This is a genomic window from Bacillus songklensis (assembly GCF_042649685.1).
Taxonomy (GTDB): Bacteria; Bacillota; Bacilli; order Bacillales; family Bacillaceae_H; genus Bacillus_BA; species Bacillus_BA songklensis.
Genome location: NZ_JBHRZT010000072.1, coordinates 420,856 through 434,892 on the forward strand (window position 1 = coordinate 420,856; position 14,037 = coordinate 434,892).

Annotated in this window: 18 protein-coding genes; 6 read left to right on the forward strand and 12 right to left on the reverse strand. The window is 40.6% G+C overall.

Annotated features, from left to right (window positions below):
• The first annotated feature begins 260 nt into the window (after positions 1 to 260).
• The gene (ilvD, locus tag ACFOU2_RS20935) at positions 261 to 1,937 is read left to right on the forward strand and encodes a dihydroxy-acid dehydratase (RefSeq protein ID WP_377918230.1); all 1,677 of its coding nucleotides are present in this window, start codon (positions 261 to 263) and stop codon (positions 1,935 to 1,937) included.
• A gap of 264 nt (positions 1,938 to 2,201) precedes the next feature.
• On the opposite strand, the gene ACFOU2_RS20940 is transcribed toward ilvD, so the two are convergent.
• Positions 2,202 to 2,333, reverse strand: a complete 132-nt coding sequence (locus ACFOU2_RS20940; RefSeq protein WP_377918231.1) for a hypothetical protein — start codon at positions 2,331 to 2,333, stop codon at positions 2,202 to 2,204.
• Positions 2,334 to 2,396: 63 nt separating this feature from the next.
• Here ACFOU2_RS20940 and ACFOU2_RS20945 point away from each other — a divergent pair, with 63 nt between their 5' ends.
• The gene (locus tag ACFOU2_RS20945) at positions 2,397 to 3,083 is read left to right on the forward strand and encodes a metallophosphoesterase (protein ID WP_377918232.1); all 687 of its coding nucleotides are present in this window, start codon (positions 2,397 to 2,399) and stop codon (positions 3,081 to 3,083) included.
• A 24-nt stretch (positions 3,084 to 3,107) separates the two neighbouring features.
• Here the strand turns inward: ACFOU2_RS20945 and ACFOU2_RS20950 are convergent, their stop codons facing one another.
• From ACFOU2_RS20950 to ACFOU2_RS20970, 5 genes are all read right to left on the reverse strand, one after another.
• The gene (locus tag ACFOU2_RS20950; RefSeq protein WP_377918233.1) at positions 3,108 to 3,803 is read right to left on the reverse strand and encodes a hypothetical protein; all 696 of its coding nucleotides are present in this window, start codon (positions 3,801 to 3,803) and stop codon (positions 3,108 to 3,110) included.
• A gap of 248 nt (positions 3,804 to 4,051) precedes the next feature.
• Complete coding sequence (locus tag ACFOU2_RS20955; RefSeq protein ID WP_377918234.1) at positions 4,052 to 4,234, reverse strand: hypothetical protein; 183 nt, start codon at positions 4,232 to 4,234, stop codon at positions 4,052 to 4,054.
• Between the two features lie 360 nt (positions 4,235 to 4,594).
• Complete coding sequence (locus ACFOU2_RS20960) at positions 4,595 to 5,731, reverse strand: Ger(x)C family spore germination protein (RefSeq protein ID WP_377918235.1); 1,137 nt, start codon at positions 5,729 to 5,731, stop codon at positions 4,595 to 4,597.
• Positions 5,715 to 6,824: a GerAB/ArcD/ProY family transporter gene (locus tag ACFOU2_RS20965; protein WP_377918236.1), complete on the reverse strand. Its 1,110-nt coding sequence runs from the start codon at positions 6,822 to 6,824 to the stop codon at positions 5,715 to 5,717. Before ACFOU2_RS20965 ends, ACFOU2_RS20960 begins: the two co-directional genes overlap by 17 nt.
• Entirely contained in the window at positions 6,821 to 8,359 is a 1,539-nt protein-coding gene (locus ACFOU2_RS20970; protein ID WP_377918237.1) for a spore germination protein, read from the reverse strand. The genes ACFOU2_RS20965 and ACFOU2_RS20970 overlap by 4 nt, the downstream gene beginning before the upstream one ends.
• A gap of 316 nt (positions 8,360 to 8,675) precedes the next feature.
• Here ACFOU2_RS20970 and ACFOU2_RS20975 point away from each other — a divergent pair, with 316 nt between their 5' ends.
• Entirely contained in the window at positions 8,676 to 8,834 is a 159-nt protein-coding gene (locus tag ACFOU2_RS20975) for a Fur-regulated basic protein FbpA (protein WP_377918238.1), read from the forward strand.
• Between the two features lie 56 nt (positions 8,835 to 8,890).
• On the opposite strand, the gene ACFOU2_RS20980 is transcribed toward ACFOU2_RS20975, so the two are convergent.
• The 3 genes from ACFOU2_RS20980 to ACFOU2_RS20990 form a co-directional block, all read right to left on the reverse strand.
• Positions 8,891 to 9,091 carry a hypothetical protein gene (locus ACFOU2_RS20980; RefSeq protein ID WP_377918239.1) on the reverse strand — a complete coding sequence of 67 codons (201 nt, stop codon included), beginning with the start codon at positions 9,089 to 9,091 and terminating at the stop codon, positions 8,891 to 8,893.
• Between the two features lie 192 nt (positions 9,092 to 9,283).
• A complete protein-coding gene (locus ACFOU2_RS20985) occupies positions 9,284 to 9,475 on the reverse strand; it encodes a hypothetical protein (RefSeq protein WP_377918240.1) in 192 nt (63 codons plus the stop codon).
• Positions 9,476 to 9,878: 403 nt separating this feature from the next.
• On the reverse strand, positions 9,879 to 10,061 hold the full coding sequence (locus ACFOU2_RS20990; protein ID WP_377918241.1) for a Spo0E family sporulation regulatory protein-aspartic acid phosphatase: 183 nt from the start codon (positions 10,059 to 10,061) through the stop codon (positions 9,879 to 9,881).
• Positions 10,062 to 10,521: 460 nt separating this feature from the next.
• Between ACFOU2_RS20990 and ACFOU2_RS20995 the strand changes: the two genes are divergently transcribed.
• On the forward strand, positions 10,522 to 10,689 hold the full coding sequence (locus ACFOU2_RS20995) for a hypothetical protein (protein WP_377918242.1): 168 nt from the start codon (positions 10,522 to 10,524) through the stop codon (positions 10,687 to 10,689).
• Between the two features lie 249 nt (positions 10,690 to 10,938).
• Here the strand turns inward: ACFOU2_RS20995 and ACFOU2_RS21000 are convergent, their stop codons facing one another.
• The gene (locus ACFOU2_RS21000; protein ID WP_377918243.1) at positions 10,939 to 11,121 is read right to left on the reverse strand and encodes a hypothetical protein; all 183 of its coding nucleotides are present in this window, start codon (positions 11,119 to 11,121) and stop codon (positions 10,939 to 10,941) included.
• A gap of 262 nt (positions 11,122 to 11,383) precedes the next feature.
• On the opposite strand from ACFOU2_RS21000, the gene ACFOU2_RS21005 reads away from it, so the two are divergent.
• Positions 11,384 to 11,584 carry a YqaE/Pmp3 family membrane protein gene (locus ACFOU2_RS21005; RefSeq protein ID WP_377918244.1) on the forward strand — a complete coding sequence of 67 codons (201 nt, stop codon included), beginning with the start codon at positions 11,384 to 11,386 and terminating at the stop codon, positions 11,582 to 11,584.
• 86 nt (positions 11,585 to 11,670) lie between these two features.
• Positions 11,671 to 11,880, forward strand: a complete 210-nt coding sequence (locus tag ACFOU2_RS21010) for a hypothetical protein (protein ID WP_377918245.1) — start codon at positions 11,671 to 11,673, stop codon at positions 11,878 to 11,880.
• Between the two features lie 308 nt (positions 11,881 to 12,188).
• On the opposite strand, the gene ACFOU2_RS21015 is transcribed toward ACFOU2_RS21010, so the two are convergent.
• Both ACFOU2_RS21015 and ACFOU2_RS21020 read right to left on the reverse strand, forming a co-directional pair.
• Positions 12,189 to 12,635: a cupredoxin domain-containing protein gene (locus tag ACFOU2_RS21015; protein WP_377918246.1), complete on the reverse strand. Its 447-nt coding sequence runs from the start codon at positions 12,633 to 12,635 to the stop codon at positions 12,189 to 12,191.
• 176 nt (positions 12,636 to 12,811) lie between these two features.
• A complete protein-coding gene (locus tag ACFOU2_RS21020) occupies positions 12,812 to 13,981 on the reverse strand; it encodes an alanyl-tRNA editing protein (protein WP_377918247.1) in 1,170 nt (389 codons plus the stop codon).
• Positions 13,982 to 14,037: the final 56 nt, after the last annotated feature.

Consider the following 14,037-nt stretch of genomic DNA (forward strand, 5'->3'; position numbering starts at 1 on the left):
CTTTTATTCCTGCTTTTTGAAGGCTTCTATATACCTCTAGCACTCAAGTCTCTGTCACCGATTCATCTTCTATTTGCGCCTTTCTGTTCTTGCGTCTTGAATTGGCTTGCAAAGGTTCTTGGATTTATACAAAAAACGATTATTTTGGCACAAATCTTTACAAACCCAAACAAAGTTTGTTAAATTTATAGTTATATTAAAAAAAGTTTAATAATTTTAAATATTTTATTTTTAGAGAGATGAATACGGAGGGATTTAGTGTGGCAGAACTACGAAGCAACATGATCAAAAAAGGATTTGACCGTGCACCACACCGCAGTTTATTGCGTGCTGCCGGTGTTAAAGAAGAAGATTTCGACAAACCTTTCATTGCAGTCGTCAATTCATATATCGATATCGTTCCTGGACATGTCCACTTGCAAGAATTCGGAAAGATCGTAAAAGAAGCGATTCGTGAAGCGGGCGGCGTTCCGTTCGAAATGAATACAATCGGAGTGGATGACGGTATTGCTATGGGCCATATCGGCATGCGTTATTCTTTACCGAGCCGTGAAATTATCGCGGATTCAGTGGAAACCGTGGTATCTGCGCACTGGTTTGACGGAATGGTCTGTATTCCGAATTGCGATAAAATCACGCCAGGTATGATGATGGCAGCGATGCGCCTGAACATTCCAACCATCTTCGTCAGTGGCGGACCGATGGCGGCAGGGCGTACAAGCGATGGCCGCAAAATCTCTCTTTCTTCTGTTTTTGAGGGAGTGGGCGCGTATCAATCAGGCAAAATCGATGAAAAAGGATTACAAGAATTGGAGCAATACGGCTGTCCGACATGTGGATCATGTTCAGGAATGTTCACAGCGAACTCCATGAACTGCCTGGCCGAGGCTCTTGGTCTTGCGCTTCCTGGAAACGGAACGATTTTAGCGGTAGCCCCTGAGCGCAAGGAATTTGTCAAACAATCCGCTAAACAATTAATGAAGCTGATTGAACTCGATTTAAAGCCTCGTGATATCGTGACGGAAAAAGCGATCGACAATGCTTTTGCGCTAGATATGGCACTTGGCGGCTCAACAAATACCGTTTTGCATACACTCGCGTTAGCCAATGAGGCAGGAATTGATTATCCGCTTGAGCGCATTAATGAAGTGGCTGCACGTGTACCACACTTATCGAAATTGGCACCGGCTTCTGATGTTCATATCGAAGACCTACATGAGGCAGGGGGTGTATCTGCAGCGCTGAATGAGTTATCAAAAAAAGAAGGGGCCCTTCACCTTGATACCATGACGGTAACAGGCCAAACATTAGGCGAAAACATCGCCGGCTGCGAGGTAAAAGATTATAATGTCATTCGTTCAATTGATAACCCGTTCTCAGAAAAAGGCGGTCTTGCGGTCTTGTTCGGTAACCTTGCCCCAGACGGTGCCATTATCAAAACAGGAGGCGTTCAAGGTGGAATTACTCGCCACGAAGGACCAGCCATTGTGTTTGATTCTCAAGAGGAAGCGTTAGAAGGGATTTCAAAAGGAAAAGTGAAAGCGGGACACGTGGTGGTCATTCGCTATGAAGGGCCAAAAGGAGGACCGGGAATGCCGGAAATGCTTGCTCCAACTTCCCAAATCGTCGGTATGGGCCTTGGGCCGAAAGTCGCGCTTGTAACGGACGGGCGTTTTTCGGGTGCTTCCCGCGGATTGTCCATCGGACATGCATCTCCTGAAGCGGCAGAGGGCGGACCGCTTGCCTTTGTAGAAAACGGTGACCATATCGTGATTGATATTGAAAACCGCACGATGGATGTGCAGGTTGCAGAAGAAGAATGGGAAAAACGGAAAGCGAACTGGAAAGGATTTGAACCGAAAGTAAAAACGGGTTATCTTGCTCGTTATTCCAAGCTTGTGACATCCGCAAGTACTGGCGGCATTATGAAAATCTGACGAATCTATAAAGATACATGTGAAATCTATTAAATGATTAGACTTCCGTGTATCTTTTTTTTGAGAATTCATTTTGGAAGATCAAAGGGGAATGAACAACATAGATTGTATACTGTTCGAGTTGATAGCGGAACGATGCTGTGCCGAATGTTAAAAGACTCTCCCATATACCGGGGGAGGCTTTTTAGCATATAAAGGTAAAGAATTAGCCTGGATATAAAATAAGTTGTATAATAAGCGGGGGAAATTTCCTGTTTATTTCGTTTAGACAAGCGGAATATAAGGCTCTTCAACTGCATAAAAATATAGGATTCGACGGCTGTTGACGGCAAAGGCAAGCGAGTTTTGCTGATATTTATCATCTTTTGCGCTTGCCAAGGAAATAAAAGAAGCCATTTTTAAAAATTTCCGCTGAGAAAGCGGAGAAATCATCATTTTTTGTTGAAGAGGGCGTTTTTATTGAGAAGGTTTGCAATCAGTGATATTCACGGTAGTTATAAAGAAATGATGCTTCTACTGGGATATGCAAAATTTGATCCGAACGATGATCAGCTTGTCGTAGCAGGCGACATGATGAACCGGGGTCCCGACAGCGGAAAAGTGCTGAAAGAACTTAAGGCTTTAGAAGAAAACTATGATCAAGTTCATGTAACAGTCGGAAATCACGAGGAAATGATGCTATGGTATTTAGCCGGCAAACATGATATGTGGGTGCATTTTGGCGGAAAGCAAGCGGCTGATAGTATAAATGAGGCATTCCAGGAAGAAGGAGTGGGAAGTTTGGTTCGGTGGGTACAAACCTTGCCGCTGACTATGGAAGATGAACGATTTATATATGCGCATGCTGGAATTCAACTCCCATACCGAAAAAGCCAACATGACCGAAACATTCTTTGGCTTCAGCGAAAAATGTTTTATGCTATTGAATCCAAAACGCTTTTAGACGAAACGAATGGTAAACCTGTCGTACATGGCCATACACCGACGACGGCCGTTTCGTTTGATGGAGCGAGAGTAGCCATCGATTTGGGAGCTCAAGTCGTACAATCTCCAAAGCTGGCACTTGTCGAGCTGGAGGAATCCATCGTTTATGAGTATGATTTTGCCACAAAAACTATTCAAATCAAGAAAATTAAAAGAAAGTAGCCATTTTCGGCTACTTTCTTTTATTCAATGGGAAAGATATTCATTCAGTAAATCCGCGATATAAGAGGCTTCGTCTTCTTTGAAATAGAACATCACCACTTCTTCGTCTTCTTCCCCGTTCTGTCTTGTGATGGTGTTTCGGAACAACACACCATCACCTGTCTCAAGATCGCGGCCAAGCTTTAAGTGAATGTCATATTCGCTCACTTGATCAGGTGTATTATCTTCAATATGAAGATGTTTATCATTGGAAATCCATTCGATGCTTTCCATGCCATCCTCCACATCTCCGCCGATAAACTCCATCTCTTCATATTCATCTTCATCATCCGTTATTTCGCCATTATACGCATCACCATCTTCATCCAGATCGTCTACTTCCTCATCATAGTCCACTTCCTCATCATAGTCGCCGATGAATTCATGGAAAGCGGTATGAATGAATACAAGCATTTGATCTAAGTTCGCAAACAGAAGCTTGGATTCAAGATCAGAGTCTTCTTGATAATGGAATGCATAAAATTCTTGATGGATCGGATCGAAATGGACAATGCAAAATTGATCTTCCGTATCGACTGTTTCAACGGAAAAAATGAAAGATGGATGATTTAATGTTGTATCTGTATCAAATACTATTTCAAAATCGTCAAACTCTTCACAAACGTCAGGAAGACTTAAACGAACTGCGTTTTCCATGCGATAAAACCATTCTAAACTCATACTTTCTCCTCCTAACATAAAATTCGTACTATCTTATCATTTCCCTTTTTCTCGGAATTGCATGTATTATTGTCATTTTAAAAGAAGGAGAAAGTCGAGAATGAATACATATGTTCGTTAAATGTGAGGAATTATGTAAAAAGGGGAGTGGGAATGCGACAAGTTGACCTCCTGTATCTTGTCGAAAATAAAAAAGAAAGCTTATGCTCTTTTGGCTCGAGGGCTAAGCTTTTTATGGAAGTTCATATTCATTTGTTTCGTCGCTGCCATTCTATCCAGTCCGTAAATTCTTGTGATTTACCGAAAAATTGATACGATTTTAGGAAAAAGAAGCGTCTTTTTTCCCTTCTCTTTTTTTCAAAATTAATGATGTTGGTTTTTTTCTGACTGATTTCTTTGTCATCCCGCTTAGCTTTTAGGCTGCCAAACATAAAAATCCCCCTGATTGCTTAAGACTAATACCATTCAGTTTTCTTTCTATTATAAAAGAATGAACAGGAAATTTATACAAAAAATTCTGAAGATTTAAATAATATTTTTCGGTTTTTTCTCCATCCGAAAAAACCTCCCGAACATAGGAGGTTTTCTAATCATTCCTTAGGGCTTTGTATGGATGTCTACTTCACAGGGGTTAGTTCACCAATTGGATATGGGCTTCTTTTTTTGTAAAAGTGTCCTTTTACGAACAAGTTAAAAATGACAATTACATATTTGAGCTTGTGTCATGAAAACATTAGAAAATAAAGATTAAGATTAGCGAAAAACCGGTTTGTATCTGCTGCGTATAGTCTTTATTCAACTGCACCATATGTCTTAATTTTTATGGTTGGTGTTACCGTAACGGCCGCCCGTGAAAATTCATCCGGCCAGCGATTATCAACCTTTTTCCACTGCTGATATTGATAAGCACGCGCATACCACCCAAATCCGAATGGATCAAGATGCTTCTTCTGTACTTTCCGAATGAGTCCATTGAGTTCTTTTTCGAGCTGATCGGCAATGATCGCAGCGAGCTGCTCCTGCTCTTTTTCCATCTTTACATCAAATGTACGTTCCGCTATGGAGATATCAAGATTCATTTTTACATCAAATGAAAAATGGTTCTTCTCATAATCGGTCGAAATACTGTGTCGTAGCCTATGGATATTGATCGTTACAAAGTCTGACCCTTCTCCATTTTGGCGAACATTCTGGATTTTCAATGAAAGAGACGGCATACGGACGGTAAGTGAAATCGGCGTCTGTGTCTTTTTCTGCAGCATAAGAAGCAAACTGCTTTCTCGGCGGTTTAACGACATCTTATATAATCCTCTATCATCTAAAAGCGCAGAACCAGTCACAATAATGGCATTCTTTCCTTTTTTAATTTCTGAAATGGCAGGTGTAATCCCCTTATCGAATACCAGCGAATGAAATTGCTGCACGGTGGTAAACGCCGTATTATTGGACCTTTTTCCTACATCGATTACATTCGTTATGTACATAGGAAGGATCGGCTTATCGGTAAACTTACTGTTCACGATGGAAGAAACCGATTCCTTCACCATGACCATGCGCAGATTCCCTGTATTTTTGGGATCGCGATAGATGATGTCCAGATAGGGTAGGATGTTTTCTTTTTTCAGCATCTGCTTGCTAAACATCATCACCTGCAGTTTCCCCTTTGCAACCAGCCCGTTAGTCATACTGTCAAACGCATCGCTCGCCTGTCTGGTTGTATCCATTTTTGTCCAATACACTTCGTATTTTTTTTTCGCCTCCTTATCAAAAACAGGGTTTACCTGATAGACAATGACCTTATCACCTCCATCCACATCAAAACCGTAGACTAAAGATACAGTTGCTTTCTCTACATCAATCCGATCCCCGCATGCCGACATGAGTAGCAGACAAAAGCATGCCAGGATGAATTTAGTCCGCTTTATCATCGATCTTCCTCCTCTTCCAATGTGTATAACCCGTTACATAGAAAAGAAACACAACGGGAAACGCATAGACGACGAAATAACACATCCACTCCCACCACTTTTTCAATAATCCAACATCGTTATAGGACGGCCTAAAGAAGAAGGAAACCACCACAAAGAGCGGAAGCAAAAGGTACGGCAGTTTCCAATCCTTTTTATTACACAGCTGTGAAAGCTGATCCGTAACAAAAAAAAGGTAGGGAATCCCCGAAGTCGAAAAAAGAAAAATATAAAGTGATACATAGAAAATTTCCATTCGTTCGAGAAATGAAAACTGGATTGGTTTCACAAGGGTAAGGGCGGGCCATAAAAATTGCGTAATTTCATCCGGGCTAAAATAAGCAAAACAGCCTAACGTAATCTGAAGATAAACGAGCAGGGTAAGAATATTGGCAATAACAATCCCTTTGGCTGCGGCTTTTTTATTTTGTAGATAAGGATAGAAGAGAAACGCCATTTCAAATCCAAGAAAGGCTAGGACCGTGGTTTTAACCGCATAAAGGACGGGCATCCATCCTTCCTTCAAAATAGGCAGCAAATAAACCCAGTGGCTATCTTTAAGTGGCAGGAGTAACAATAACGGCAGCAAAAGAGTCAGGAAAAAGACAATCTCGGCATAACTTGCCACTACTCGCACACCCCCGCTTATAATTATGTAGGCTGGAACCATGATCAGTGCCACTAATAAATAACTGGGAGTGCTAGGTAAACCCCATGTTTGAAGAACAACTAGGGTAACAAAAAGAATGGTTGTGACAGCGAGTAAAGAGTATAAAATCCAGATTACCATCACGGCTTTTCCAACCCATTTCCCCATATACCGTGTCAGCAGCTCAAGCATCGTATCCCCCGGATGCTTGGCCATAAGATGAACAATACACAGGCTGACAACCGTTGTCAGTGCGCACCCAATCATAATCGATATCCACCCGTCCGTGCCTGCAACTTTTGCCAACTCCGCCGGAAGAGTCAAGATGCTGGTTCCTATCTGGGTTCCATTAATAGCCAGAATATACTGTAATAATGTTATTTCTTTCTTCATGAACTTGTTCATGGATCCTCCCTGCCCTTTCTTCTATCCCCCTGCCGCTGTAACTGGCGAGGCCGAATCGATACGGGACGCTTCTTCATCATCAACATCGGGAAACGAATAAATGTATCCTTCATATCCGAAATACGCAGCGGTGAAACGGGGGCGCTATACGGTACCCCAAGGGATGTTAAAGAGAGGAGATGGGCGATAAGCGTCATCGCTCCGACTATGATCCCCACCATGCCAAAAATAGAGGCGAGGAGCATCATCGGAAAACGAAGCAGCCGAATCCCCGCTGACATTTCCAGATTCGGAATAATAAAAGAAGCAATCGCGGTGATGGACACGACAATGACCATAATATTGCTGACAATTCCGGCCTGAACCGCCGCTTGGCCAATGACAATCCCGCCGACAACGCCTATGGTTTGACCGATGGGCGCTGGAAGCCGGACTCCTGCTTCCCGGAGCATCTCGAGTACAAGTTCCATGAACAGTGCTTCTATTAGGGGCGGAAACGGGATCCTCTCTCGTGATTGGGCAATCCATAAAAGTAATTGAAGCGGAATCGCCTCATAATGAAAAGAAATCGCCGCGATGTAGAGAGCAGGCGTAAAAACCGCGATGAAAAAGGCAGCGAAACGCAGGAGACGGATAAACGAAGCGATAATCCATCTCACACTATAATCATCCACCGTTTGGAAAAAAGCAGGAAAAGTCATCGGTCCAATGAGAACGCCCGGCGAACGATCTACAACGATAGCTGCGCGTCCCTGAAGGAGATGAGAAGCAGTCGTATCGGGACGCTGTGTCTCGGAAAACAAAGGAAAAATGGTATAGGGATTATCTGCAATGAGCGACTCCATCTCACCGGCATTGAGAATGGTATCGGTGTCAAGCTGCGTGATTCTACTCTCAAGTTCTTGGATATACTCCTGATTCACAACATCTGCCAAATAAAGCAGCGAAACTTTTACACTACCTCGCTCCCCGACCGTCAATTCTTTCACTTTTAATTCACGGCTTGGGATACAACGGCGAATCATGGCAATATTTTGACTGGCTGTTTCAATAAACCCCAAATGTGAGCTTTTGACCGCCGACTCTACTTGCGGCTCCTCAATCGTCCGCTGCGGCCAGCATTGTGTTTCAAGTTCAAGGGCATAGTCATGTCCATCCATAAATAGAATGCTTTTCCCAACAAGAAGGGCCTGTTCAATCTCAGACCATTTCTGGACTCGTTTGATCTGTCCCATCGTCACAGCGGATTCCAACGAATCTTTTTCATGATATTCTCCATATATAAGCGGCCGAAGAATATCCGTGTTAATCATGACCTTATCTACCAAGCCATCCATATACACAAGAGCCGCTTGCTGTCCTGTTTTTAATGAAAGCTTACGGGTTGTAAGCTCAGGAATGCCGCTAAACAGAATGGTTACCTGCTGAAGGTTTGTAGAGATAGAAGGAGCAATTAAGCTGTTTAGGATGCTATCGGCCTGCTTCTGATTATGGAGCGCTTGAGTGTTCTTCAGCAAATAACGAAAAAAAGACATACTTTCACCTTTTTCTGGCTGCATTTTTATATCGTTTATTATGAGGCATTAGATAAAACGATATACATGTATTGGGGCTACCAAGGGGAAACAAAAGCCCGTAAAGGCTTATTTCGACATGCCTAAAATTCCGATTGGCTAACAAAAACGTCACCCTCTTTACATCCAATTTATCGATTGACGAACAGACACAAAATATAAAGAAGGGCGAATCAGTAGCCGGATTGAGAAAATGAGGAATTGCAACTATTACTCTATCAATAAGGAGAGCAAGGAAAAAGTAGCGGTTTAAAAAGAAAGGAGTCATGTTTCAGATATGCAAAGAGGCATGTTAAATCAAGCAATTCAAATGCGTAAGAACTATCTCATTGATCAACTCATTGAAGCGGGATATACCAAAATGGTAGATGGTAGACAACTATACGAGTTAACACTGACAGAGCTTGAGGAAGTATATCGGAATGTTCTGGAGTAAATTGATAGATAAGTTTCATAACCAAATAATAAATTTACAACGAAGCAAAGGAGTAATTAGTTTTTTTTACAAGAGCGATCAGTGTTGTTGTTTATACGCCAAATAAGATATTCAGTTTGTAATTGGGACCAAATAAAACCTCCAATCATTAACGCAGCATAAAGGTATCGATTTTGTTTATTTTCTGTACGTCTATTCCAATAAATAGCTAAAACTGCTGTAGCAACGTGGGCCAAAATCGGTAGTAATGATTTCATATAAACCAACACCTGCCTTAGAGATTTTCTTTTAGTATATCCTGTGGCTTTCTGACAATACGGCATTTTGAAGAATATAAACCAGTAAAAAACGGTATGGGATTAATGATAAAAACAATCCCGTAAAGAAAAGCCAAAGACCAAAAAAATCTTTAGCTTTTCTAAATATGAAATTTGGAAGGAAAGGTTTCCTTAACAAAAATTATTATAGCTAGGATGTGGAGGTGATTGTTCATCGGAGTTTAATAACCCTTGTTTCGACTTGGAAAACTTTTTATCAATAGTCATGATTTTGCTGATAATAATCGCGCTAAAAATACTTGATAATATGGCACTCCCGATCCCCATCCAAATAAGTGCAGTCAATTGTTTTTTTACAAACATATGAGTATTCCTCCTAAGCAATAGTGTGGTTAGTATTCCCAAAATAAAAAAATATTGCACATGGAGATTAGCGGTGTGTTAGAAGCGAAGCAGCAAAGTGTTTCATAATCAAATTTGGATTTCATAAAGGAAACACAAGAGTAAATATCCACTTTTGCATAAATAGCACCTCATGTGTTTGCTAAAAGATAAAAAAGCTAAAGGCCAAATGACCTTTAGCTTCCCGTGATATGAACTCTAGAATAGGCAGGCTTTTAGGGAGTGATTTCCTTCAACACTATCATTATATGAAACACAAAAGTTATTTATTCATTTATTTTTGTAAGGGAACAAAATAGCAAGTTTGTTTCATAAAAAAACATTCCTAATCAGGAATGTCGGATTTTACTTTAAATTAACTTGGTCATCTACTGTCAGTCTGGATCTCGTTAAGTAGCTTATCTAGCTCTTGACTTAGTTTCACAGTTGATGGGTTTGTAAATCCATGTGTTAAAGCATGATCAATTAGAAGCTGTTTCATCTCATTAATATGATTCAATAATTCTTGGGATTTTGATTCGGGTTTAAATTTATAAAGGTTCAACATAACAGGTGGTACACTCCATTTATGGTTAAAATTCACACGGTAAATTTTATCATTAATTTAATAAGATGGAATGGTTTATTTGACATTTTTTGATATTTTTTGGGGACTTTTGAACTTTTTTTGAAGATTATCGTTTTTCGCTAAACAAAATGATAATCCTGTTACCAAAGGGGGGGAAGCGTTGAAACTTATCACCGGCAGCGGGACGACCTGAGATAAGCATTATTAGAGATGAGGATGACCAAGAAGTAAAACCATACGAATCTTTAGAAGAATACGACATTCATTCCAGGAAAGAAGCGTACGGGAAACACCCATGCCGTAATGGTGTTTGGGGCACACGGCAAAAGGAAGGTATGGTTTTTTGTTTGTTTCCTGGGTGTGTAAAATAGGTGGAATACTACAGGAAAGTAGCTCCTTTTGGCATATAATGTAATATAGACCAGAAGGGGTAGATAACATGCATAAAGTGAAGGTTGTAAAGGCTTCTAATCCAATTAAATTAGAAGAACGAATAAATTTCGCTTTAGATGATATAGAGGGCGAGTATGTTGATATCAAAGTAAGTGGTTCTTATAATGGTAAATTTGAGACTTTCATAGCTATAATTGTTTATAAAGTTTATTAATTGGAGACATTTGGAATCTGTTTGAATTATGTATTAAGCAGGGGAATTAAAGCAGAAGTATGGTTTGGATTGTGTAGATTGATGAGGAATAATAGAGGCCTTGTTCCTATACGGAGTGAGGTTTTTTTATTGGCTTTGTTATTGTTTGATATCAATTTGGGCTGTAACAAAAAGACCGCCTATTTAACAGGCGGCTATCTTCGGGTCTTCTTGAACTAAGTAGTAAATAAGGATTTTTTTATGTATGATTTAAGCTTGAGAATCAATGCTTTGTTCTATTGCAGTTTCCCAACTAGGGAAATAATACAACGCGTTTTTCATGAGTTCCGGATGTGATTTCTTCACCTCTTTCTTCCTAGGGGGCTTTCCATCCCTTTGTATTAATGCAGAAATTTGGTTAGTCACTTCTTCAACACTCATGCTCGTTTCCATCTAATTCCTCCTTTTTGTTATTCAGCTCTATACTTGCCACTTAGCGTAAAAATCATACAAATAATCTTCAATTAAGATTTCTGATAGGAGTGAAGAATTTTCAATTCACCCGTGAATGCCATAAATGCGGCATGAAAAAGAGTACTTGGCCTTATCGTTCGAGAGGGCTTTTTCTTTTTGGTTGCCTATCCTTATTATAGTCATGAAACTTTTCCATTTTTTACACGTACATAAGGTAAAACAATAAAAGGAGCGAATACGCATGATGTATTTACTGGCAGTCATTTGTCCACCGTTAGCGGTGTTATTCATAGGTAAGCCGTTTCAGGCGATATTAAATCTAATTTTGACCTGTATCTTTTGGTTCCCAGGTGCTATCCACGCTATCTTAGTGGTCAAGGATAAAAAGGATGACAAGCGCATGCGGAAACAAGCTGAACTGATTGCCAAAACAAGAGAATGACGGTTTAACCAATGTCCTGGCAATGTATAGGAAGAGTGCAATCAGCAGATAATATGAGAGATTTTGCAAATAAAGGGGGAAATCGTATGCCACAAGATAACAGCAAAAAAACTGAAAATACTTCAGGCACAAACGGCGTTGAACAGCCTTTAATGACAACAGGCACGACTGAACCTGGTTTCGATTGGGATACAGGCGGAGATAAATCGGCGGCCAAACCTAAAATTGGAGAGACATTAATGGGCGAGACGGTATTACAGAAGGAAAAAAAGAAAGAAGGGTATTTCGTTGATTAACCGGAAGTTAATATTAGGTGGAATGGTTTCAATATCCCTGTCAAGCGGACAATAGCCTCCCTTTTAAAAGCCAACACTGAAATTTAATAAAGCTTTTAAATAAGAAAAACGTAAAATGGTTTAAGAATATCACAGAGCAGATGCCTGCAAATCTGCCCATGCAACTAAATCAGATAAATGAAATAAAGAACATGAAAAAGTGCGGGAAAACCTTGATACATAAGGTTTTCCCGCACTTTTGCGTTCAAGGATCCGTTACGAGGTCGCAGCGGTTCTCCCATTCCCGAACAGAAGAGGTTTCCGGCGTTTTAGTCTACCACAATATAGGCAATCATGGGACCGTTATGTTCAATATCTAAATGAGTTTTACAAATAAGCCGGTAGATTCCTTCTTTTGTAAAGTGTAACTCTAAGACGGTTTCTTCGCCTTTTTTAACTGTACCTTTAATATTGGTACCTTCAATGTAAAACGGATGTGCCTTTCCGTTTACTCCGTAGATGCTTAGTTTCACGGGTTGTTTTTTCGGTACATAAATGGTCCCGGGATCCCAGCGGTAAGCCTCGATTTCTTTTCCGTCATCTGTTGTGGATTTAAATTCGCCAGTGACCATATTGATTTTGAATTCTTTTACGGGGGGTGACGATCCAGCAGTCTCAACGGCGGCCAGCTTTGCCGTATACCAGGCTCCAGCGGACAGGGTGATACAGATGGCTAATAACCAAAACCATTTCTTTTGAATAAACACAACCTTCATAGAACTCCCTCCTTAATCAGCTTGGTTAAAAAGAAGTCTTAACCGCATAAGTACAACTAGGCGATCACCTGTGGCTAGAAGCTTGGTACTAGCCAGGTTTCTTTATCTTTTTAATATGTATGCTGAAAGGGATAGGGGAGTTGTCTATTATTTGATTTATTTATCTAAGGTTCACTCTATCCAATGTGCTGCTGGATAAAAGAGAAGAAACGTTCAAGCTCTTCTTGATTGTTAAAACCGGCTTGGGCTTGGCTTGCATTCCCTCCGCCCTTGCCGCCAAAAGCCCCCAAATGCTCTTTAAACAGCTGGCCGCAATGAACGGAAGAGTCACTATTACGGGTTAGTAATAATTTATTATCCACTGTAGAGGCGAATAAAATAAGATATTCACCTTGCTCTATAATTAGTTTTGCCAGTGTTTGCAAATCTTTCATGGATTGATCATCAAACAGATGAGCCACCACTTGGCCATTTCGCTTAGCAATCAACTCTTTTGCAATAAAAGCAGCTGTTTCTATTTTCAATTGCTCTATTTCTTTTTGAAGCTGTTTTTGTTCTTGCTCCATTTTATCGATTCGCTCCATGACAGCTTGTCGGCCTGTACTGAATTTTGCGGCGATAGAGGTAAGGATATGGAGGGTTTCCTGATAATCCGCGAGAGCCCTCACACCGCACTTGAAATGCAGGCGGGTATTGCCGCGCTGCTTTTCTGTTTTTAAAAGCTTCAATAATCCGATTTCTCCTGTATGGGCTACATGTGTTCCACAGCAAGCTGAATAATCAATCCCGCTGATTTCTACTATGCGGATGTTTTCACCGACATCCGGAAGCTTTCTTAATGGAACCGTATGTATTTGATCGTGGGTTATCGTATATGTTTTGATTTCTTTATTATCGTAAATATATTCGTTCACCCGGCGTTCAATATGTGAAAGTTGCTCGGACGTTAAAGAAGAAACCGCCAAGTCAATGGTCACAGTGTCTGTTCCCAAGTGGAAACCAACCGTGTGCGCATCATAAAGTTCAATACATACGGCCGACAACAAATGTTGTCCGGTATGATGCTGCATATGATCGAATCGGCGTTTCCAATCAATTTCACATTCTACTTCCATCTTTTCCGGCCGTTTTGATACTTGATGATAGACTTCATTGTCTTCCTCAAAAACATGAAGCACCTCGATGCCGCCAATTGTCCCGGTATCACAAGGCTGACCGCCTCCTTCAGGGTAAAAAGCCGTTTTTTGCAGGGTGACAAGTATTTCATTATCGTGTTCAACAATATTTGTAATTGATGTCGACCATTTCGCTGTTTTGGGAGAAGTGTAATAAAGTTTTTCTGACATGTTGTAAATTCTTCCTTTCCTTATAGATGCAGGATGATTTTTTTACAAATATTTCT

Bases quoted from the DNA above. Each gene is read 5' to 3' on its own strand.
- ACFOU2_RS20940 (WP_377918231.1), bottom strand. From the start codon at position 2,333: ATGGCTTCTTTTATTTCCTTGGCAAGCGCAAAAGATGATAAATATCAG.
- ACFOU2_RS20950 (WP_377918233.1), bottom strand. From the start codon at position 3,803: ATGAGTTTAGAATGGTTTTATCGCATGGAAAACGCAGTTCGTTTAAGT.
- ACFOU2_RS20955 (WP_377918234.1), bottom strand. From the start codon at position 4,234: ATGTTTGGCAGCCTAAAAGCTAAGCGGGATGACAAAGAAATCAGTCAG.
- ACFOU2_RS20960 (WP_377918235.1), bottom strand. From the start codon at position 5,731: ATGATAAAGCGGACTAAATTCATCCTGGCATGCTTTTGTCTGCTACTC.
- ACFOU2_RS20965 (WP_377918236.1), bottom strand. From the start codon at position 6,824: ATGAACAAGTTCATGAAGAAAGAAATAACATTATTACAGTATATTCTG.
- ACFOU2_RS20970 (WP_377918237.1), bottom strand. From the start codon at position 8,359: ATGTCTTTTTTTCGTTATTTGCTGAAGAACACTCAAGCGCTCCATAAT.
- ACFOU2_RS20975 (WP_377918238.1), top strand. From the start codon at position 8,676: ATGCAAAGAGGCATGTTAAATCAAGCAATTCAAATGCGTAAGAACTAT.
- ACFOU2_RS20980 (WP_377918239.1), bottom strand. From the start codon at position 9,091: ATGAAATCATTACTACCGATTTTGGCCCACGTTGCTACAGCAGTTTTA.
- ACFOU2_RS20985 (WP_377918240.1), bottom strand. From the start codon at position 9,475: ATGTTTGTAAAAAAACAATTGACTGCACTTATTTGGATGGGGATCGGG.
- ACFOU2_RS20990 (WP_377918241.1), bottom strand. From the start codon at position 10,061: ATGTTGAACCTTTATAAATTTAAACCCGAATCAAAATCCCAAGAATTA.
- ACFOU2_RS20995 (WP_377918242.1), top strand. From the start codon at position 10,522: ATGCATAAAGTGAAGGTTGTAAAGGCTTCTAATCCAATTAAATTAGAA.
- ACFOU2_RS21000 (WP_377918243.1), bottom strand. From the start codon at position 11,121: ATGGAAACGAGCATGAGTGTTGAAGAAGTGACTAACCAAATTTCTGCA.
- ACFOU2_RS21005 (WP_377918244.1), top strand. From the start codon at position 11,384: ATGATGTATTTACTGGCAGTCATTTGTCCACCGTTAGCGGTGTTATTC.
- ACFOU2_RS21010 (WP_377918245.1), top strand. From the start codon at position 11,671: ATGCCACAAGATAACAGCAAAAAAACTGAAAATACTTCAGGCACAAAC.
- ACFOU2_RS21015 (WP_377918246.1), bottom strand. From the start codon at position 12,635: ATGAAGGTTGTGTTTATTCAAAAGAAATGGTTTTGGTTATTAGCCATC.
- ACFOU2_RS21020 (WP_377918247.1), bottom strand. From the start codon at position 13,981: ATGTCAGAAAAACTTTATTACACTTCTCCCAAAACAGCGAAATGGTCG.